Source organism: Pseudomonas alloputida (assembly GCF_021283545.2).
Lineage (GTDB): Bacteria > Pseudomonadota > Gammaproteobacteria > Pseudomonadales > Pseudomonadaceae > Aquipseudomonas > Aquipseudomonas alloputida.
The window spans coordinates 2,521,642-2,539,987 of sequence record NZ_CP128540.1 but is presented as its reverse complement, the minus strand read 5'-3'; the positions used below and the strand labels follow the sequence as shown (position 1 = coordinate 2,539,987).

The following is an 18,346-nucleotide window of genomic DNA, read 5'->3' as shown; positions in this document are numbered from 1 at the left end:
CACTGCCCCTGACCAACCAGGCCTCAGCTTGCACAGGAACAGCGCAATGGTCCACCCCGCTTCTGCAAACCTATCGCCGTCTAGTGTAAAGAATTGTTCGGCAAAGACCTTTGGCTTCCTGATTTTGCCCAATTTCACCACCATCGGCCTTGCGTCGGCGGTGGAGACCCTGCGCATGGCCAACCTGGCCGCGCGCAAGCCACTGTATCGCAGTGTGCTGATCGCCGCAGACGACGCGCCGGTGGTGGCCAGCAACGGCATGCGCGTACTGCCCGACTACAACATCACCAACGCCCCCGCGCTGGATGCCTTGCTGGTGGTCGGCGCCAACCCGATCGACCGAAGCCGTAGCAACCGCCCATTGATCGACTGGTTGCGCCAACTGGCCCGCCAGCGCTTGCCACTGGGCGGTATCTGCACCGGTAGCTACCTGCTGGCCAAGGCCGAATTGCTCAAAGGCTACCGCTGCACCATCCACTGGGAAGACCTGCCGACGTTGCAGGCGCACTTCCCCGGTATCGTGATCTCCAGCCAGCTGTTCGAACTGGACCGCGACCGTTACACCTGCTCAGGCGGCGTGGCGGCCATGGACATGATGTTGCAACTGGTGGCCCGCGACACGGGCGGCCAGGACATCGCGGCCAAGGCCGCCGAGCTGTTGCTGTGCGACCGCGTACGCGGTGAGCGTGAGCGCCAGCGTGTGCCGCTGCGCACCCTGCTCGGCAGCGCTCAGCCCAAACTGAGCCAGGTGGTGGCGATCATGGAGGCCAATCTGGAGGAGCCGCTGGGGCTGGAGGAACTGGCCAGCCTCAACGACGTGACCGTGCGCCAATTGGAGCGGCTGTTCCACAAGTACCTGCAGCGCACGCCCAGCCAGTATTACCTGGAGCTGCGGCTGTCGCGGGCGCGGGAGTTACTGCTGCGCAGCGACGTGCAAGTGCGTGAGGTAGCGCTGGCCTGTGGCTTCAGTTCGCCTGCGCATTTTTCCAAGAGTTATAGCCGGTTCTTCGGGCTGTCGCCTTTAGGGGAGCGGCGGCAGGCCTCTCTCCACTGAGTTGGGTCAGGTATTGGCATTGCTGGCCTCTTCGCGGGCAAGCCCGCGCCTACACGCACATCGGTGGTCCGCCACAGGCCGTTGTAGGCGCGTGAGAAGAAGCCAGTGCAGGTCAACTAATCTTCAAGGGCCGCGTGCGCCGTCTCCCGACACATCAGCATGGCCACCAGCGCCACCAGTGCTGCCGCCAGCAAGTATCCTGCCGGGGCCAGCTTGCTGCCCGTCACCTGAATCAGCCAGGTGGCAATGAACGGCGCAGTCCCGCCAAACAGCGCATTGGCCACATTGAAGCTCAGGGCAAACCCGCTGAAGCGCACCCGGGTCGGAAAGATTTCGGCCAGCAGGCACGGCAAGGTCCCGTCGTTCATCGCCAGCATCGCACCGAAAAGGATCTGGATGGCCAGAATCACCAGCAGCGGCTGGCCGTCCAGCAGGCGAAACAACGGCACGGTCAACCCCAGGAACAACAGCGAGGCCACCACCAGCATGGTCTTGCGACCAAACTGGTCGGACAGCCGCCCCATCAGGAAGATCAAGCCGATATAGGTGGCCAGCGACACCGTCGAGGCGATGAACGAATCCCGCTCGCTCATGCCCATTTCACTGGACAGGTAGGTCGGCATGTAACTGAGCAACAGGTAGAACGCAACCGCATTCAGGCAGGTGACACCCATGCCGATTGCCAGACTGCGCCGGTGCTGGCCCAGCAGTTCGCGCAGCGGCGTCGTGGCCATGCCGGCCTTGGTTTCCAGGCGCTGCTCCATCTCCAGGAACTTGGGCGTGTCCTGCAAGCTCATGCGGATATAGCGCCCTACCAGGCCGAACGGCGCCGCCAGCAGGAACGGCAGGCGCCAGCCCCACTCATGCAGGGCTTCACTGCTGAGCAGCTCATGCAGCACCGCGACGAACGCCGCACCGAACAACAACCCCGCCGCCGTGCTGGCCGGCACGATGCTGGTGTACAAGCCACGCCGCCCAGGCGGCGCGTACTCGGCCAGGAACGCAGCGGCCCCGGCGTACTCACCCGAGGCGGAAAACCCCTGTACCAGGCGGATCAGCAACAGCAAGGCCGGTGCCCACAGCCCGATCTGCGCATAGCCCGGCAACAAGCCGATGCAGAAGGTGGATACCGACATGATCAGGATCGACCACGAGAGCGCGTTGCGCCGACCGTGTCGATCGCCGAAATGGCCCCAGACGATGCCACCCAGCGGGCGCACCAGGAACGACAGGGCGAATACCGCAAAGGTGGCCAGCAAACCGGTGGTCTTGTCAGTTTGCGGGAAGAAGGTGGCGGCGATGATGGTGGCCAGATAGCCGTAGGCGGCGTAGTCGAACCACTCGACGAAGTTGCCCATGAAGCTGGCCCGGGCGGCCTTGCGCAGCGCCTGGCGTTCGGCGTTGTGTGCGGGGCCGGCGATGGCGGATGGGTCTAGGGTGGTGCTGGACATGACGGGTACCCTCTGGTTCTTTTAATTGGAGGCAGGGTCTGGTGGTCATACGGGGATCTTGTTGTTGTCTGGGCCGGCCTATTCGCGGGTGAACCCGCGCCTGCGAAAACGGTGAAATCCCCGCAGGAGCGGGCTTGCCCGCGAAGCAGCCGACGCCGATGCTTATTTGCGAATGATGTTGTGCTCCGGCCCATACGGGAACTTGGTGATGTTCTCGGCGCCGCTGTCGTTGACGATCAGGATGTCGTGCTCGCGATAACCGCCCGCCCCCGGTCGCCCTTCAGGCAGCATGATCATCGGCTCGATCGACACCACCATGCCCGGTTCCAGCACAGTATCGATGTCCTCGCGCAGCTCCAGCCCCGCCTCGCGGCCGTAGTAATGGCTGAGCGTGCCGAACGAATGGCCATACCCGAAGGTGCGGTACTGCAGCAGGTCGTGGCGCAGGAAGATCTCGTTCAGTTCGCGGGCGATATCGCTGCAGCGCATGCCTGGGCGCACCAGTTGCAGCCCGGCTTCGTGCACTTCGACGTTGGCCTGCCACAGGCGCAGGTACTCGTCCGGGCAGTGGTCAAGGAACAGGGTGCGCTCCAGCGCGGTGTAATAACCGGCGATCATGGGGAAACAGTTGAGGCTGAGGATCTCGCCCTTGCCCACACGGCGGCTGGTGACCGGGTTGTGTGCGCCATCGGTGTTGAGCCCGGACTGGAACCAGGTCCAGGTGTCCATCAGCTCGGCGTCGGGGAAGCGTTTGGCAATTTCGCGCACCATCGCCTGGGTGGCATGCAGTGCCACCTCGTACTCGGGCACCTGCTCACGCAGGGCTTCGACCACTGCCGCCCCGCCGATGTCGGCCACCTGTGCACCGTGACGGATAAGTGCCTGCTCCTCGGCCGACTTGATCATGCGCATACGCATGCACGGCGCAGCGATGTCCACCAGCTCGGCCTTGGGGTAGCAGGCGGCGAGTTTGCCGTGGTTCTGCAGGTTCAGGTGGTCGTACTCCACGCCGATGCGCGAGGCCAGCGGCAACGCCTGCTGGATGGCGACGAAATAGTTGTCGCGCTGCCAGTCGGTGTAGACGATGTTGTCAGTGCCCACCGTGCGCCGCCAGGGTTGCCCGCCGTCGATATTGGCGCTGATCGAGACCACCTTGTCCTGGGTGATCACCAGCGCATAAGGGCGGCCGAACGAGCAGTAAAGGAAATCGCTGTAATAGTTGACGTTGTGATACGAGGTGAAGATTGCCGCCTCGATGTCCTGCTCGGCCATATAGGCCCGCAGCCGGGCGTGGCGAGCAGCGTATTCCTGAGCGGAAAAGGTTGGCTGCACCTTGTCGCCATTGCGGATTTTCAGGGTCTTGGGCATTTGCATGGTCGGGGTTCCTTGTCGTTGTGAGCACGCTGTTCAGGCCGGCCGCCTGAGAAGCATTGCAACAGAACCGACGAGGACACTTTTGTATCTATCCGACCTGGAATTGGCGGGATAACCACTGGCCAAGGGGGCGCTGAGCGCGCCCCCCCCGCCAGGCAACGCTATTTCAGATCAAAGCGGTCCAGCTCCATGACCTTCTGCCAGGCGGCCACAAAGTCTCGGACAAACTTGTCACCGCCATCACTGCTGGCATACACCTCGCTCAACGCCCGCAACTGGGCATGCGAACCGAACACCAGATCTACCCGGCTACCGCTCCACTTCACCTGCCCGGTCTTGCGGTCGCGGCCTTCAAAGGTTTCGTTGTCCGCCGAGGTCGGTTTCCACTCCACGCTCATATCCAGCAAGTTGCGGAAGAAGTCGTTGCTCAGCGTCCCCGGCTTGTCGGTGAACACGCCGAGTTTGCTGCCACCATGGTTGGCACCGAGCACCCGCAGGCCACCGATCAGCACGGTCAGCTCCGGCGCGGTCAGGGTCAGCAACTGCGCCTTGTCCAGCAACAGTTTCTCGGCCTTGACGCTGTAGCGTGCCTTGGTGAAGTTGCGGAAGCCATCGGCCAGCGGTTCCAGCACGGCGAACGACTCGACGTCGGTCTGCTCCTGCGACGCATCGACTCGGCCCGGGCGGAACCCTACGCTGCCGCTGTAGCCCGCATCCTTGGCAGCTTTTTCGACTGCCGCGGTACCGGCCAGCACGATCAGGTCAGCCAGGGAAACCTTCTTGCCGCTGCTGTTGAACTCGCCCTGGATCTTCTCCAATGCCGCCAGCACCTTGTCCACGCCCTGGTTTGCAGCCCAGTCCTTCTGTGGCGCCAAGCGCAAACGTGCGCCGTTGGCACCACCGCGCTTGTCGGAGCCGCGGAAGGTCGACGCGGATGCCCAGGCGGTGGAGACCAGTTCGCCCACGCTCAAACCCGAGGCCAGGATCCTGGACTTGAGGGTCGCGATGTCTTGCTCGCTGATCGTGGATGGGTCAGCTTTGGGCAACGGGTCTTGCCACAGCAACTCTTCATTGGGCATTTCCGGGCCCAGATAGCGCGCCAGCGGGCCCATGTCGCGGTGGATCAGCTTGTACCATGCACGGGCAAAAGCATCCGCCAGCTGGTCAGGGTTTTCTTTGAAGTGGCGAGCGATTGGCTCGTAAATGGGGTCGAAACGCAATGCCAGGTCGGAGGTCAACATCGACGGTGCATGCCTTTTACCGGGATCATGTGCATCGGGCACCGTGCCTGCGCCTTTGCCGTCTTTCGGCCGCCACTGGTGCGCGCCGGCCGGGCTTTTGGTCAACTCCCACTCAAAGTCGAACAGGTTATTCAGGTACTCGTTGCTCCACCGGGTCGGGGTGGAGGTCCAGGTCACTTCCAGGCCACTGGTGATGGTATCCCCGCCTTTGCCGGAGCCAAACGTGTTGTGCCAGCCCAGGCCCTGCATCTCCAGGCCTGCCGCTTCCGGCTCGGGGCCGACGTTGTCGGCGGGGCCGGCACCATGGGTCTTGCCGAACGCGTGGCCACCGGCGATCAAGGCCACGGTTTCTTCATCGTTCATGGCCATGCGGCCAAAGGTTTCACGGATGTCCTTGCCCGAGGCCACGGGGTCGGGGTTACCTTCCGGGCCTTCCGGGTTCACATAGATCAGGCCCATCTGCACGGCGGCCAGCGGGTTTTCCAGGTTACGCTCGGCCGACAGGTCGCGATTCTGCTCTTCACCATGCTTGGCAGGCTCGGCCACCAGGTCACCCTGCCCCGGCGGCTGCGCCTTGACCTGATCCTTGCCGTAACGGGTATCACCCCCTAGCCAGACCTTTTCCGACCCCCAGTACACGTCTTCGTCCGGCTCCCACACATCGGCACGCCCGCCGGAGAAGCCGAAGGTCTTGAAGCCCATGGATTCGAGGGCAACATTACCCGTGAGTACGATCAGGTCGGCCCAGGAAATCTTGTTGCCGTACTTCTGCTTGATCGGCCACAGCAGGCGCCGGGCCTTGTCCAGGCTGACGTTGTCCGGCCAGCTGTTGAGCGGGGCGAAGCGTTGCTGGCCAGAGCCCGCACCACCGCGGCCATCACCAATGCGGTAGGTGCCGGCGCTATGCCAGGCCATGCGGATGAACAGCGGGCCGTAGTGGCCGAAGTCGGCCGGCCACCAATCCCGCGAGTCGGTCATCAGGGCGGTCAGGTCTTTCTTCAGGGCCTGAAAGTCGAGGCTCTTGAACGCCTTGGCATAGTCGAAGTCCGGGTCGGGGCTGGACTTGGAGGAATGCTGGTGAAGAATTCTCAGGTTGAGCTGGTCAGGCCACCAGTCACGGTTGGTGGTGCCGCCACCTGCGGTTTGATGGAACGGGCATTTCGATTCGTTCGACATCTGCGGGTACCTTTGGGTCGGTTATCCAGATTTCCGGTCTATGCCAGTGTTCTTTCAGCCGAGCGGGTGGGCTCGTACTACCCCTCATCAGGTGTACACTGGGCTTGCGAAGCTGTCACGGCGAGGGGGCACGGTCTTGCACGCAGGTGCTGACGCGCTGCCCTGTCGCGGAATTCGCGGGGCCACGAGAAAGACTAGCCGAGCTTGGGCAGAGGTCTAATAGAGTGGCTGTTGGAGCCTGATAGGCTGGCTCTGTCAGGCGCAGGCCTGTATCGGCCTCATCGCGGTCAAGCCCGCGATGAGGCCGGCACATCCATACAAGGCACAAGGCCCCGCGCCATGCTTCAATACACAGCCATACCCTTTGCCCAGGACGCCGAGCCCTCATGAACCGCAACGACCTGCGCCGCGTCGACATGAACCTGCTGGTGCTGTTCGAAGCCCTGATGATCGAACGCAACCTGACCCGCGTGGGTGAAAAGCTGTTTATCACCCAATCCACCGTCAGCGCCGCCCTCGCCCGCCTGCGCGAGCTGTTCGACGACCCGCTGCTGATCCGCAGCGGCCGGGCCATGGAACCCACCCCACGGGCCATGCAGATCTTTGCTGAACTGGGCCCGGCCATGGACGTGATTTCCGCTGCCATCAGCCGCGCCCGCGAGTTCGACCCGGCCAACAGCTGCAACGTGTTCCGCCTGGGCCTTTCTGACGATGCCGAGTTCGGCCTGTTTCCGGCCCTGCTGCAGGCCCTGCGTGAAGAAGCCCCCGCCATCAGCGTGGTAGTGCGGCGGGCCAATTTCCTGCTGATGCCGGGCCTTCTGGCCAGCGGCGAGATCTCGGTAGGTGTGAGCTATACCACCGACCTGCCGGCCACCGCCAAACGCCGCAAGCTGCGCGACATAGGTGTACGGGTGCTGCGCGCCGACGACCGCCCGGGGCCTCTGACCCTCGACGAATACTGCGCCCGCCCGCATGTGATGGTGTCGTTTTCCGGTGACATGAGCGGCAACATCGACCTCGACCTGGCACGCATCGGGCGTTGCCGCAAGGTGGTGCTGGCGGTGCCGCAGTTCGGTAGCCTGCGCGCCCTGCTGCGCAACACCGAGCTGATCGCCACGGTGCCGGACTATGCCGCTTGTGCCCTCGCCGACGACGGCAGCTTGCGCGCCGACCCGGCGCCGTTCGACATCACCGAGGCCGAGCTGTCGATGGTCTGGAGCGGCGCCCAGGACAACGACCCCGCCGAGCGCTGGCTGCGCGACCGCATCCTGCAGTTCATGGCCAGGCAGTGATGCCCTCTTCGCAGCACAACGCTGCGCCTATCGGTCGTACAGCCTGAAGCACGCGGCTGCTATTTGCCGCGCTGCATCCAGGCTGCGCCAAGCCCACTGAGGCAGATCACCAAAATCCCCACCAGGCTCAGGGTATCCGGCACCTGGCTGTACACCACGAAGCCAAGCAACCCGGCAAACACGATCTGGCAATAGCTGAACGGCGCCAGCAACGCCGGCGCTGCATGGCGGAAGGCCTGGGTCAACAGCAGGTGCGCAGTCATGCCAAAGCCGCCCAGTGCCAGCATCAACAGGGCATGATCCCAGCGCGGCACCTCCCAGAAGAACGGCACCAGCGCACTCATTGCCAAGGTGTTGCACAACCCCGCATAGAAGTTGCTGGTGGTCGGGCTGTCGTGCGCCGCCAGAATGCGCGTCAGCAACTGATAGAAGCAGAAGCCCAATGCCGAACCGAACGGATACAGAATGGCCGGGGTAAACATCGCCCCGCCAGGGTGCACCACCACCAGCACGCCGATAAAGCCCATCACCACCGCCACCCACTGCCCCACTGTCACTCGCTCTTTGAGCAGCGGCGCCGACAGCGCGGTGACCAGCACCGGGGCAAGGAAGTTGACGGCCGTGGCCTCGGCCAGTGGCAGGTATTGCAAGCCGGTCGTGAACAGCAGGCTGGTGCTCAGCAGGCTCAGGGCCCGCAAGGTCTGCAATACCGGCCGGCGGGTGCGCAACACGTTGAGCCCAGACTTGGGCAGGAAGATGCCGGCCATCAGCAACGTGTGCACCACATAACGCGCCCACACCACCATGACTATCGGGTACAGGCCACCCAGGAATTTGGACAAGGCATCGTGGCTGGCGAACAGGAACGTCGCCACCACCACCAACGCGATGCCGCGCAGGGGTTGGTTGACGCCGGACAGCGGTGTGCTGGAACTCATGGCTCTCTCGATGACGGCGCGGCAGCATGCCCCGCCCAAGGAAGGCCGCGCAGGCATTGCCTGGCGGATGTGACAGCTGGGATTCTAGAAGAGATGCCGCAGCATAAGGAAGTTCATTTGCCGCTTGACCCGGTCAAGTGCAATTTGTGTTCGCTGATCGACCACTTTCCACCTTGTCTGCATGGCCCGTACACGGTTGATCGCCGACCATCGACCGACCCTGCACACCCTACAAGGAATTTACATGCAAAGGCTCAGCACCCGCACCGGCCTGGACCTGCCCGCCATCGGCCTGGGCACCTGGCCAATGACCGGCAGTGAATGCACCCAGGCCGTGCGCCAGGCACTGGACGTGGGTTACCGGCACATCGACACCGCCACCGCCTACGAAAACGAAGCAGCCGTTGGCCAGGCGCTGCGCGACAGCGACGTGCCACGCGAGCAGATCCACCTGACCACCAAGGTCTGGTGGGACCGCCTGGAGCCTAAAGCCATGCGTCAGTCGCTGGAAGACAGCCTGCGCGCGCTGGGTACCGAACAGGTCGACCTGTTCCACATCCACTGGCCAGGCACCGACTGGGACCTGGCCCGCAGCATCGACACCCTGGTAGCCCTGCGTGACGAAGGCAAGGCGCGCCACATTGGCGTGGCCAACTTCCCATTGGGGTTACTGCGCCAGGTGGTGGAAACCCTGGGCGCGCCGTTGTCGGCAATTCAGGTGGAATACCATGTTCTGCTCAGCCAGCAACCGCTACTCGACTTCGCCCGCGGCCATGACCTGTTGCTCACCGCCTACACCCCGCTGGCACGCGGCCAGGCAGCGGCGCAGCCGGTGATCCAGGCGATCGCCCGCAAGCATGGCGTGCTGCCCAGCCAGGTGGCGCTGAAATGGCTGCTGGACCAGGACGGCGTGGCGGCGATCCCCAAAGCCAGCAGCCGCGAAAACCAGCTGGCCAACCTGGCCGCGTTGACCGTGCCGCTGGATGACGAAGACCGCACAGCCATTGCCGGGCTGCCGAAAGACCAGCGCGTGGTCAGCCCGCCGTTTGCCCCGGACTGGAACAGCTGAGGCCGCCGCGCAAGTCATTGTTCTTGGGTGATGACCTGCTTCAACCGCTCGCTCGCCGGTGCCGGCCGCCCGTAAAAGTAGCCCTGGAAGTGCGAACAGCCTTCCGCCGCGAGCCGGCGCATCTGCTCCTCCGACTCCACGCCTTCAGCCGTGATCTTGATCATCAGGCTGTTGGACAGCTCGGTAATGGCGCGAATGATCGACATGGCCTCGCGGCTGTCGCACATGTCATGCACGAACGACTTGTCGATCTTGATCCGGTCGAACGGGAACGAACGCAGGTAGCCCAACGATGAGTAGCCGGTACCAAAGTCATCCAGTGAAATGGACACGCCCAGGTCTTTCAGCGCGCGCAAGGTGCGCACGTTCTCCTCGCTGTTGCCCAGCAGTACCGACTCGGTAATTTCCAGCTCCAGCCGCTGCGGCGGCAGGCCCGAGTCGGCCAGCGCGAGGGCGACGGTATGCACCAGATCGCCGTTCTTGAACTGCACCGCCGACAGGTTGACCGACACCGTCTGCTCACTGTCCCAACTGGCCGCCTCCTGGCAGGCCAGGTTCAGCGCACGGTTGCCCAGCTCGTGGATCAACCCGGTTTCTTCAGCAATGGGGATGAAGTCCATCGGCATGACCATGCCACGGGTCGGGTGTTCCCAGCGCAGCAGCGCCTCATAACCGGTAACGCTGCTGGTCTGATGATCGACTACCGGCTGGTAGTGCAACTGCAACTGCCCCAGGTGCAGCGCTGTGCGCAGGTCGGTTTCCACCAGGCGGCGCTGGCGGGCGGCAACGTCCAGTTCGACATCGAAGCATTCATAACGATTACGGCCGTTACGCTTGGCCTGGTACAGCGCCATGTCAGCGTAGCCCAGCAGTTGCTCTGCCTGGTCATGGTCATCAGGCGCGATGGCGATGCCGATGCTCACCCCCACCGCGAACTGATGCCCTTCGATCCGGAACGGCGGGCTGATGGCCTTGATCAGGCGCTGCGCGGTATTGCACGCGGCATCCCGCCCCTCCAGGCCCGTCAGCACCACGGCAAACTCGTCGCCACCCAGGCGGGCCAAGGTGTCGTGCTCACGCAGTTCGCGGCGCAGACGCTTGCCCAACTCGCGTAGCAACTTGTCACCAAACGCATGGCCAAGGGAGTCGTTGATGTTCTTGAAGTTGTCCAGGTCCAGGCACAGGGCAGCCGTCAGCTTGGCGTTTTCGCTGCCGCGCAACAGGGCCTGGCGTAGCCGTTCGTGGAACAGCGTACGGTTGGGCAACCCGGTGAGCGCGTCATGGTGCGCCATGTGGTGGATCTGCGCATGGGCGGCCAGCTCTTCGGTGGCGTCTTCAGCCACGAACAACACGTAATCGGCCTGCCCTTCGCGGTTTTGACTGAGCAGGGTACGGCTACGCAGTGTGCGTGGGCCGCGGGCGGTGTCGACGCGGGTTTCGGCGGCGTGCCCCTTGGTGCTGCGGGCACCCCGCACGAATTGCTGCTCCAGATAGTCACCGGCAGCCGGTGCCAGGCATTCCCTGGGCAACTGGCCGATCATGCTGTGCTGAGGCCCGCCGAACAGACGTTCGGCCTGCTGATTGGCCAACAGGATGCGCTGGCTTTCCAGGTCCTGGACGATGACGCTCGCGGGAATGTTGGCAATGACCGAATCGAGAAACTGCGAAAGCTTGGCCATTTCCTGGCTGTACTGCTCGGCCAGCTCTTTGGCCTGCAGCAGTTCGAGCTCCTGGCGGTGGCGTTCGGAAATGTCGCGGGTGACCTTGGCGAAACCCACCAGTTGCCCGGCATCGTCGTACACCGCTTCGATGACCACATGGGCGTGGAAGGCCGTGCCGTCCTTGCGCAGGCGTGCGCCCGTTTCTTCAAAGCGTCCGGTGCTGCGCGCCTGCTCCAGGTTGAATGCCGGCAACCCGGCTGCGCGCTCGGCATCGGTGTAGAACAACGAGTAGTGCTGGCCGACGATTTCCTCGGCACGGTACCCCTTGGCGCGCTGGGCGCCAGGGTTCCAGTTGGCGACGATACCTTCAGGGGTGAGCAGGTAGATGGCATAATCCACCACGCTCTGGATCAACAGCCGGTACATGATGTCGGGGTTTGCTGCGAGCGACATGAACTTTACCTGAACCTTCGAAGCGCATGAAAAGGGACCCCGGCAAGCGGCGGCCGGGTCTTGGAAAGCGATGGTGGCATTATGCCGCTCGCGAGCATTTTGTGAAGCACATCACAAAAATGGCGCTATCCCTTATCTGGACGAACGAAAGCACCCCGCTCTCAATGGCGGGTGCCGGTCACCAGGAAGTTGAGCAAGTCCGGCTCATCCCCCAGGGCGATAGCCTGCGCCGGCCGCGGCAGGCTCGCCAGCACGGCATTGCAGAAAGCCACGGCGGGCAGATCCTGTGCGTAGCAACGCAGCAGCCAGTCACCCTCGCCCCCCAGCAACTGCAACGCCACCGCTCGGCCGATGCCCTGGCGACGGTACTTCTTCAAGATGAACAGGTCGGCAAGCTCCTGCGCAACGATGCCAGGCAGCTCGCTGCGCTCGACCAGCACGAAGCCGGCGATGAAGCCGTCCACCAGCACCAGATACGCGCCCCAGCCGTCGTCCTGCCAGTAGCGTTGCAGGTGCTCCTCGTGGATGTAGAAACGGCCGTCCGCCTCGACGTCTTCCTGCTCCCAGTCGGAGGACTCGTAGCAATAGAACTGGTAGAGATTGCGGATCAGCGACGCCTGGTCGATGGTGGTTGGCAGCAGCGCGATGGGGAGCATGGTGTGGGGGCCTGAACAAAAAGACGATTCTAGATCACCCGCCCCTGGCGACAAAAAGCCCGAGGCCTCCCCGCACGGAAAGCCCCAGGCAAAATCACAGTGACATAACCTCGAACTCAGCCCTCCTGCAACGCCCGCGGCCGATGGCTTCGCGCCTCGGCGTCAGGCGACTTGGCACCCTGCAAGCGGAAGTCGAATGACAGCTCGGCAAAGCGCTCGCCTTGCACACCGCGGTCGCGCGCCGCCGCCGCATCCTCGACAAAACGCAGTTCGCCGATCAGCCCGTCGCGGGTGGCATAGGCAAAGTCGTCCCACAGGTACTTGTCGCCAGCAAAGTTGATCTGCGTGGTCAGGTGGCGGTGCCCCGGTGCCGAGATGAAGAAGTGCACGTGCGCCGGGCGCTGGCCGTGGCGGCCGAGCAGGTCCAGGCATTCCTGGGTTGGGCCCTGCGGGTCGCAGCCATACCCGGACGGCACGATCGAGCGCGCGCGGTAGCGGCCCTCGGCATCGGTGATGATACGCCGACGCAGGTTGAACTCGGACTGGGTCGAATCGAAGTACGAATAGGTGCCCTGGGTATTGGCGTGCCACAGGTCGACGGTGGCACCGGCCAACGGCTTGCCGTCGGCATCGAACACCTGGCCCTGAAGGAACATCACCACGCCTGGGTCAGTGCCGTCGTCCATGCGCGCTTCGCCCTGGGCCAGCGGCGCCCCGGCAACGTACAACGGGCCTTCGATGGTGCGCGGGGTGCCGCCGCCAAGGCCGGCTTCGGCATCCTTGGCATCCTGCAGCAGGTCGAGGAAGTGCTCGATACCCAGGCCAGCAGCCAGCAGGCCTGCCTCGTTACGGCCGCCCAGGCGGTTGAGGTAGTCGACGGCGTGCCAGAACTCGTCCTCGGTAATCTCCAGGTCTTCGATCAGGCGGGCGGTGTCTTGCAGCACGCGCAGAATGATCTGCTTGAAGCGCGGGTTTCCTTCGGCATGGTCCAGGCCAGCTACCCGGTTGAAGAAGGCTTGAATGTCGGCAGTGTGGGAAATTTTCACGGTCATCGTGCTTACCTCGTATTGTTCTTGTCAGGCATACAGGTGCGAATCAGCGATCGTCGCTGTGAATAGACGAGGGATGCCGACACAGGCCGTCGACCTCGATATCCATGTACGGGAACAGCGGCAGCTGCATCAGCGTGTCATGCAATGCCTCGACGCTGGGCACATCGAACACGCTGTAGTTGGCGTAATGCCCGGCAATGCGCCACAGGTGACGCCAGATGCCTTCGCGCTGCAGGCGCTGGGCCAGTTCCTTTTCGTCGGCCTTGAGCTGGGCGGCCTTGGCCGGGTCCATGTCGACCGGCAGCTTCACGGTCATCTTCACGTGGAACAACATGGTTATCTCCTTGATTGCTGATCAGCGACGGGCGAAGCGCGCCAGGCGCTGTTCGTCCAACGTCAGGCCCAGGCCTGGGGTGTGGGGGATGTGCAGCTGGAAGTCGCGGTATTGCGGCGGCTCGTTGACGATCTCCTCGGTCAGCAGCAGCGGCCCGAACAGCTCTGTACCCCAGGTGAGCTGGCGCAGGGTGAGGAATGCATGAGCCGAAGCCAGGGTGCCGATCGAACCTTCGAGCATGGTGCCGCCGTACAAGGCGATGCCAGCGGCCTCGGCGATCTGTGCAGTGCGCAGAACCGCGCGCGGGCCACCATTCTTGGCGATTTTCAGGGCGAAGATGCTGGCGGCGCCGTCGGCGGCCAGGCTGAAGGCGTCCTCGACGCTTTCGATCGACTCATCGGCCATGATCGGAGCCGGACTGCGCTGGTTCAGGCGCACCTGGCCAGCGCGGTTGATGCGCGAAATCGGCTGCTCGATCAGGTCGATGCCGTTGTCGCCCAATACCTGGCAGGCGCGGATGGCCTGGGACTCGTCCCAGTACTGGTTGACGTCGACCCGCACGCTGGCGCTGTCACCCAGCTCGCGCTTGATCGCGACCACGTGCTTGAGGTCCTGCGCCACCGGGTTGGCGCCGATTTTCAGCTTGAACACGCGGTGCCGGCGAATGTCCAGCATGTGCTGTGCTTCGGCGATGTCGCGGGCGGTGTCGCCGCTGGCCAGGGTCCAGGCCACTTCCAGGCTGTCACGCACGCGGCCACCCAGCAGTTCGCTGACCGGCAGGCCCAGGCGTTTGCCCTGGGCGTCGAGCAAGGCGCTTTCGATGCCGGACTTGGCGAAGGTGTTGCCCTTGGCCAGCTTGTCCAGCTTGAGCATGGCGGCATTGATGTTGTCTGCCGGCAGGCCAATCAACGCTGGGGCGAGGTACGCGTCGATGTTGGCCTTGATCCCTTCGGGGCTTTCGTAGCCATACGCCAGGCCACCGATGGTGGTGGCTTCACCGATGCCTTCCACGCCATCGCTGCAGCGCAGTCGCAATACCACCAGGGTCTGCTGCTGCATGGTGTGCATCGCCAGCTTGTGCGGGCGAATGGTCGGGAGATCGACGATAATTGCATCTATGTGTTCAATCAGCACGCTTGTCATTGTTGCCAGGTCCCGTCAGGTCGGGCTTTCAGTTGCAGGCCCGAGTGATGCGTTTACTTGATTGCTGAAGGATTGCGCGAGACCCTGACGACCGTCCAATATCAAATGAATCTCCCACCATACCCTGGAGGTCTGATGGAGCTGCGCCACCTGCGTTACTTCAAAGTCTTGGCCGAGACCCTGAACTTCACCCGCGCCGCCGAGCTGCTGCACATCGCCCAGCCACCCCTGAGCCGGCAGATCAGCCAGCTGGAGGACCAGCTCGGGACCCTGCTGGTGGTGCGCGAACGTCCGCTGCGGCTGACCGAGGCCGGCCGCTTCTTCTACGAACAGACCTGCACCGTGCTGCAGCAGTTGCAGAACATCAGCGACAACACCCGCCGCATCGGCCAGGGCCAGCGCCAGTGGCTGGGCATCGGCTTTGCGCCCTCTACCCTGTACACCGTGCTGCCGGAGCTGATCCGCGAGCTGCGCCAGGACAGCGAGCTGGAACTGGGCCTGAACGAAATGACCACCTTGCAACAGGTGGAGGCGCTGAAAAGCGGGCGTATCGACATTGGCTTCGGGCGCATTCGCATCGACGACCCGGTGATTCACCAGCAGGTGCTGTGCGAGGACCCGCTGGTGGCCGTGCTGCCCAAGGGCCACCCCCTGGCGGGCAGCCCGCTCAGTCTGGCCCAGTTGGCTGGCGAAGCGTTCATCCTCTACCCGGCCAATCCCCGGCCCAGCTATGCCGACCACGTGCTGGCGCTGTTCGCCCACCACGGCATGAGCATTCGTGTCAGCCAGTGGGCCAACGAACTGCAGACCGCCATCGGCCTGGTAGCGGTTGGCGTCGGTGTGACCCTGGTACCGGCATCGGTACAGCAGCAGCACCGTCCCGACATCGAGTATGTCGGCCTGCTTGATAGCGGCGCCGTCAGCCCGATCATCCTCAGCCGGCGCAAGGGTGATGTGAGCCCGATCGTGCAGCGGTGCCTGGCGTTGATCGAGCAACAGGCCATATGAACACACCATGCCCACAGGGGCTGTATAGCCCTGCCCTATTGGCTATGCCGGCCCCGTATACCCATCGGTATAGGGATGTTCCCATTGAGCTGTTTCATGCTGCGACACGCGAATCGCCAGGGCTCAAGACAGTCAATCTAAAATCATCGGCAAATGATCACCGCGTAACCAGTCGATAAACCGTGCAAACAACTCCGATTGCGAGTTGATCTCAAGCTTCATGTACAGGTTCTTGCGGTGCATGCGCACGGTCTCCGGCGAAATACCCAACTCCAGCGCGGTAGATTTCACCGAGTGCCCGCGCAGGATCATGTGCGCCACTTCCCGTTCGCGGTCGGTCAGCACCTGGCAGCCGAAGCTGTCGAACGCTGCCTGCAGGCTGCCGCGCTCGGTTGATGCAGCGCCCGGTTCCAGGTTGTGTCGGGCATAACGCCCCAGCAGTTCGCGCACCATCGGCTCCAGCGCACGCAACAGGTCGACCTGCCCGGCGTTCAGGCGCGTGCCGCTGCAGCCCTGGAACAGGCTCAGCGACAGCTTGCGGCCTGCGCTGATGTCGACGATGTAGTAGCTGTCTTCACTGCAACCTGTACCCAGGTAATAGGCCTTGTAGTAGTCGCTGTCGAAGAAGTTGTCGGGGGCGATTTCCTGCAGGTGGTAGAAGCCTTCGGCCAGGCCGCTTTGCACGGCAAGGCAGAAAGGGTCCAGCAGGTAGCCGGCGCTGAAATAGCGCTCCAGCACCGCGGCCCGATGCCGTTCGGGGATGCCTTGCTGGTACAGCAACTGCGGCGCCCGCCCCTGGCACTCAAGGCTGATCATCATCGACTCCACCTGCACCAACTGGCCGATGGCAGCGGCCACATACTCCAGCGCCTCGGGGGTTTCACCATGGGCCAGGGCGCGCTGCAACGCCACGTGCCACTGCTGCAGCGCGCCCATTGTGAGGGTAAGCGGGGTATCGGGAGAGGCCTGGGTCATGCCCGGCAGTCTAGCCTGCCAGGCACGCCCGCGCACAGCCCTTTGCGCCAGGTTCATCGGCCTTGGTACAGGCCAAGCGCCGTGAGTTCACGCGCGGTCTCAATGATGCACTGGCGCAGGGTCTCGACGATCTCGTCCACCTGCGCATGGGTGATGATCAACGGTGGCGACATCACGTTCAGGTGCATGATCGGGCGCACCAGCAACCCTTTTTCCTGCGCCTTGCTGTGGATGCGCTCGCCAATGTTCACCTCATCGGCGAACAGTGCCTTGCTGGCCTTGTTGGCGACGAACTCGACACAGGCCATCAGCTTCATGCAGCGCACATCCCCCACCAGCGGCAGATCGCGCAGGCTCTGCAAGCGTTGCTCAAGGTAACTCCCCACGTCGTTGACATGATCGAGCAGTTGCTCACGCTCGATGATCTCGATGTTCTTCAGCGCCGCCGTGCAGCACACCGGGTGGCCGCTGTAGGTAAACCCGTGGGTAAAGCAACGACCCTTGCCTGGCTCGGCAATCACTTGCCAGATGCGCTCGGAAAAAATACACGCGCCCAGCGGCAGGTACGCCGAGGTCAGGCCTTTGGCGGTGGTGATGATGTCTGGGGTGACGCCAAACAGTTCCTCGCTGGCGAAGAAGGTGCCCAGGCGCCCGAACGAGGTCACCACTTCGTCGGCGACGAACAGGATGTCGTAGGTCTGGCACAGCTGCCACATGCGCTGGAAGTAGCCCTCGGGCGGAATGATCACCCCGCCCGAGCCCATGATCGGCTCGGCGAAGAATGCCGCCACGTTGTCGGCACCCAGCGAGAGGATCTTGTCCTCGAACTCGGCCACCAGGAAGTCGAGGAACTCCGCCTCGTCCATGTCGTCTGGCGCGCGGTACGGGTTGGGGTTGGAGACGTGGTGGATCAGGTCGTGGTGGTAATCGAACTCCGGCACCCGGTCGGCGGCTTTGTTGCCAATCGACATGGTCAGGGTGGTGGAGCCGTGGTAGGCGTTGTAGCGGGCGATGATGTGCTTCTTGTGCGGCTTGCCGCGGCAGTTCTGGTAGTACTGGATCAGCCGGTAGGCGGTGTCGACAGCGGTCGAGCCGCCGGTGGTGAGGAACACATGGTTCAAGTCGCCCGGCGCCAGCTGCGCAAGCTTCTGGCACAGTTCGATGGCCACGTCGTTGGCCATGTCGGAGAACGGGTTGGAATACGCCAGCTGGCGCACCTGGTCTACGATGGCCAGGGCCATTTCCTCGCGGCCCAGGCCGATGTTGGTGCACCACATGCCGCCGACGGCATCGAGGAAGCGGTTGCCGTGGGTGTCACGAATGTAGGCGCCCTCACCGGCGACGATGTTCAACGCACCTTGCTCGCGGTGCTCGTCGAACACATGGTAGCCGTGCATGTAGTGGGCCTTGTCGGCCTCCACCAGCGGGTCGTGGGCAATGGCGAATGCTTTGCTTGGGGTGGCCATGGG

Annotated in this window: 15 protein-coding genes; 4 read left to right on the top strand and 11 right to left on the bottom strand. The window is 63.5% G+C overall.

Features of this window, described 5'->3' with window-relative positions; translation table 11 throughout:
* Positions 1-46 precede the first annotated feature (46 nt).
* On the top strand, positions 47-1,054 hold the full coding sequence (gene cahR / locus LU682_RS11670; protein WP_019751089.1) for a transcriptional regulator CahA: 1,008 nt from the start codon (positions 47-49) through the stop codon (positions 1,052-1,054).
* Between the two features lie 116 nt (positions 1,055-1,170).
* Here cahR and LU682_RS11665 read toward each other — a convergent pair whose 3' ends face one another.
* From LU682_RS11665 to katG, 3 genes are all read right to left on the bottom strand, one after another.
* Positions 1,171-2,505, bottom strand: a complete 1,335-nt coding sequence (locus tag LU682_RS11665) for an MFS transporter (protein ID WP_010954505.1) — start codon at positions 2,503-2,505, stop codon at positions 1,171-1,173.
* A 162-nt stretch (positions 2,506-2,667) separates the two neighbouring features.
* Positions 2,668-3,879 carry a creatinase gene (gene creA / locus LU682_RS11660; protein WP_010954506.1) on the bottom strand — a complete coding sequence of 404 codons (1,212 nt, stop codon included), beginning with the start codon at positions 3,877-3,879 and terminating at the stop codon, positions 2,668-2,670.
* Between the two features lie 161 nt (positions 3,880-4,040).
* Positions 4,041-6,296: a catalase/peroxidase HPI gene (katG, locus tag LU682_RS11655; RefSeq protein WP_060494996.1), complete on the bottom strand. Its 2,256-nt coding sequence runs from the start codon at positions 6,294-6,296 to the stop codon at positions 4,041-4,043.
* A 386-nt stretch (positions 6,297-6,682) separates the two neighbouring features.
* On the opposite strand from katG, the gene LU682_RS11650 reads away from it, so the two are divergent.
* Positions 6,683-7,588 (top strand): LysR family transcriptional regulator, encoded by a 906-nt coding sequence (locus LU682_RS11650; protein WP_010954508.1) that lies wholly within the window; start codon positions 6,683-6,685, stop codon positions 7,586-7,588.
* Between the two features lie 59 nt (positions 7,589-7,647).
* Here the strand turns inward: LU682_RS11650 and LU682_RS11645 are convergent, their stop codons facing one another.
* Positions 7,648-8,526 (bottom strand): DMT family transporter, encoded by an 879-nt coding sequence (locus LU682_RS11645; protein ID WP_010954509.1) that lies wholly within the window; start codon positions 8,524-8,526, stop codon positions 7,648-7,650.
* Between the two features lie 244 nt (positions 8,527-8,770).
* Between LU682_RS11645 and LU682_RS11640 the strand changes: the two genes are divergently transcribed.
* The gene (locus LU682_RS11640) at positions 8,771-9,595 is read left to right on the top strand and encodes an aldo/keto reductase (RefSeq protein ID WP_010954510.1); all 825 of its coding nucleotides are present in this window, start codon (positions 8,771-8,773) and stop codon (positions 9,593-9,595) included.
* A gap of 14 nt (positions 9,596-9,609) precedes the next feature.
* On the opposite strand, the gene LU682_RS11635 is transcribed toward LU682_RS11640, so the two are convergent.
* From LU682_RS11635 to LU682_RS11615, 5 genes are all read right to left on the bottom strand, one after another.
* Complete coding sequence (locus LU682_RS11635; protein WP_060489351.1) at positions 9,610-11,709, bottom strand: putative bifunctional diguanylate cyclase/phosphodiesterase; 2,100 nt, start codon at positions 11,707-11,709, stop codon at positions 9,610-9,612.
* A 161-nt stretch (positions 11,710-11,870) separates the two neighbouring features.
* Positions 11,871-12,365, bottom strand: coding sequence for a GNAT family N-acetyltransferase (locus tag LU682_RS11630; RefSeq protein ID WP_010954548.1), 495 nt, complete (start codon positions 12,363-12,365; stop codon positions 11,871-11,873).
* A gap of 116 nt (positions 12,366-12,481) precedes the next feature.
* On the bottom strand, positions 12,482-13,417 hold the full coding sequence (catA, locus tag LU682_RS11625) for a catechol 1,2-dioxygenase (protein ID WP_010954549.1): 936 nt from the start codon (positions 13,415-13,417) through the stop codon (positions 12,482-12,484).
* 43 nt (positions 13,418-13,460) lie between these two features.
* Entirely contained in the window at positions 13,461-13,751 is a 291-nt protein-coding gene (gene catC, locus LU682_RS11620; RefSeq protein ID WP_010954550.1) for a muconolactone Delta-isomerase, read from the bottom strand.
* 21 nt (positions 13,752-13,772) lie between these two features.
* Positions 13,773-14,894: a muconate cycloisomerase family protein gene (locus LU682_RS11615; RefSeq protein ID WP_010954551.1), complete on the bottom strand. Its 1,122-nt coding sequence runs from the start codon at positions 14,892-14,894 to the stop codon at positions 13,773-13,775.
* A gap of 135 nt (positions 14,895-15,029) precedes the next feature.
* On the opposite strand from LU682_RS11615, the gene catR reads away from it, so the two are divergent.
* The gene (gene catR / locus LU682_RS11610; RefSeq protein WP_010954552.1) at positions 15,030-15,902 is read left to right on the top strand and encodes an HTH-type transcriptional regulator CatR; all 873 of its coding nucleotides are present in this window, start codon (positions 15,030-15,032) and stop codon (positions 15,900-15,902) included.
* Between the two features lie 132 nt (positions 15,903-16,034).
* Here the strand turns inward: catR and LU682_RS11605 are convergent, their stop codons facing one another.
* Both LU682_RS11605 and LU682_RS11600 read right to left on the bottom strand, forming a co-directional pair.
* Positions 16,035-16,877, bottom strand: coding sequence for a helix-turn-helix domain-containing protein (locus tag LU682_RS11605; RefSeq protein WP_049586547.1), 843 nt, complete (start codon positions 16,875-16,877; stop codon positions 16,035-16,037).
* 53 nt (positions 16,878-16,930) lie between these two features.
* Positions 16,931-18,343, bottom strand: coding sequence for an aminotransferase (locus LU682_RS11600; protein WP_010954554.1), 1,413 nt, complete (start codon positions 18,341-18,343; stop codon positions 16,931-16,933).
* Positions 18,344-18,346: the final 3 nt, after the last annotated feature.

Excerpts from the sequence above, each read along its gene's own strand:
- cahR (WP_019751089.1), top strand. The coding sequence starts at position 47 with ATGGTCCACCCCGCTTCTGCAAACCTATCGCCGTCTAGTGTAAAGAAT.
- LU682_RS11665 (WP_010954505.1), bottom strand. The coding sequence starts at position 2,505 with ATGTCCAGCACCACCCTAGACCCATCCGCCATCGCCGGCCCCGCACAC.
- creA (WP_010954506.1), bottom strand. The coding sequence starts at position 3,879 with ATGCAAATGCCCAAGACCCTGAAAATCCGCAATGGCGACAAGGTGCAG.
- katG (WP_060494996.1), bottom strand. The coding sequence starts at position 6,296 with ATGTCGAACGAATCGAAATGCCCGTTCCATCAAACCGCAGGTGGCGGC.
- LU682_RS11650 (WP_010954508.1), top strand. The coding sequence starts at position 6,683 with ATGAACCGCAACGACCTGCGCCGCGTCGACATGAACCTGCTGGTGCTG.
- LU682_RS11645 (WP_010954509.1), bottom strand. The coding sequence starts at position 8,526 with ATGAGTTCCAGCACACCGCTGTCCGGCGTCAACCAACCCCTGCGCGGC.
- LU682_RS11640 (WP_010954510.1), top strand. The coding sequence starts at position 8,771 with ATGCAAAGGCTCAGCACCCGCACCGGCCTGGACCTGCCCGCCATCGGC.
- LU682_RS11635 (WP_060489351.1), bottom strand. The coding sequence starts at position 11,709 with ATGTCGCTCGCAGCAAACCCCGACATCATGTACCGGCTGTTGATCCAG.
- LU682_RS11630 (WP_010954548.1), bottom strand. The coding sequence starts at position 12,365 with ATGCTCCCCATCGCGCTGCTGCCAACCACCATCGACCAGGCGTCGCTG.
- catA (WP_010954549.1), bottom strand. The coding sequence starts at position 13,417 with ATGACCGTGAAAATTTCCCACACTGCCGACATTCAAGCCTTCTTCAAC.
- catC (WP_010954550.1), bottom strand. The coding sequence starts at position 13,751 with ATGTTGTTCCACGTGAAGATGACCGTGAAGCTGCCGGTCGACATGGAC.
- LU682_RS11615 (WP_010954551.1), bottom strand. The coding sequence starts at position 14,894 with ATGACAAGCGTGCTGATTGAACACATAGATGCAATTATCGTCGATCTC.
- catR (WP_010954552.1), top strand. The coding sequence starts at position 15,030 with ATGGAGCTGCGCCACCTGCGTTACTTCAAAGTCTTGGCCGAGACCCTG.
- LU682_RS11605 (WP_049586547.1), bottom strand. The coding sequence starts at position 16,877 with ATGACCCAGGCCTCTCCCGATACCCCGCTTACCCTCACAATGGGCGCG.
- LU682_RS11600 (WP_010954554.1), bottom strand. The coding sequence starts at position 18,343 with ATGGCCACCCCAAGCAAAGCATTCGCCATTGCCCACGACCCGCTGGTG.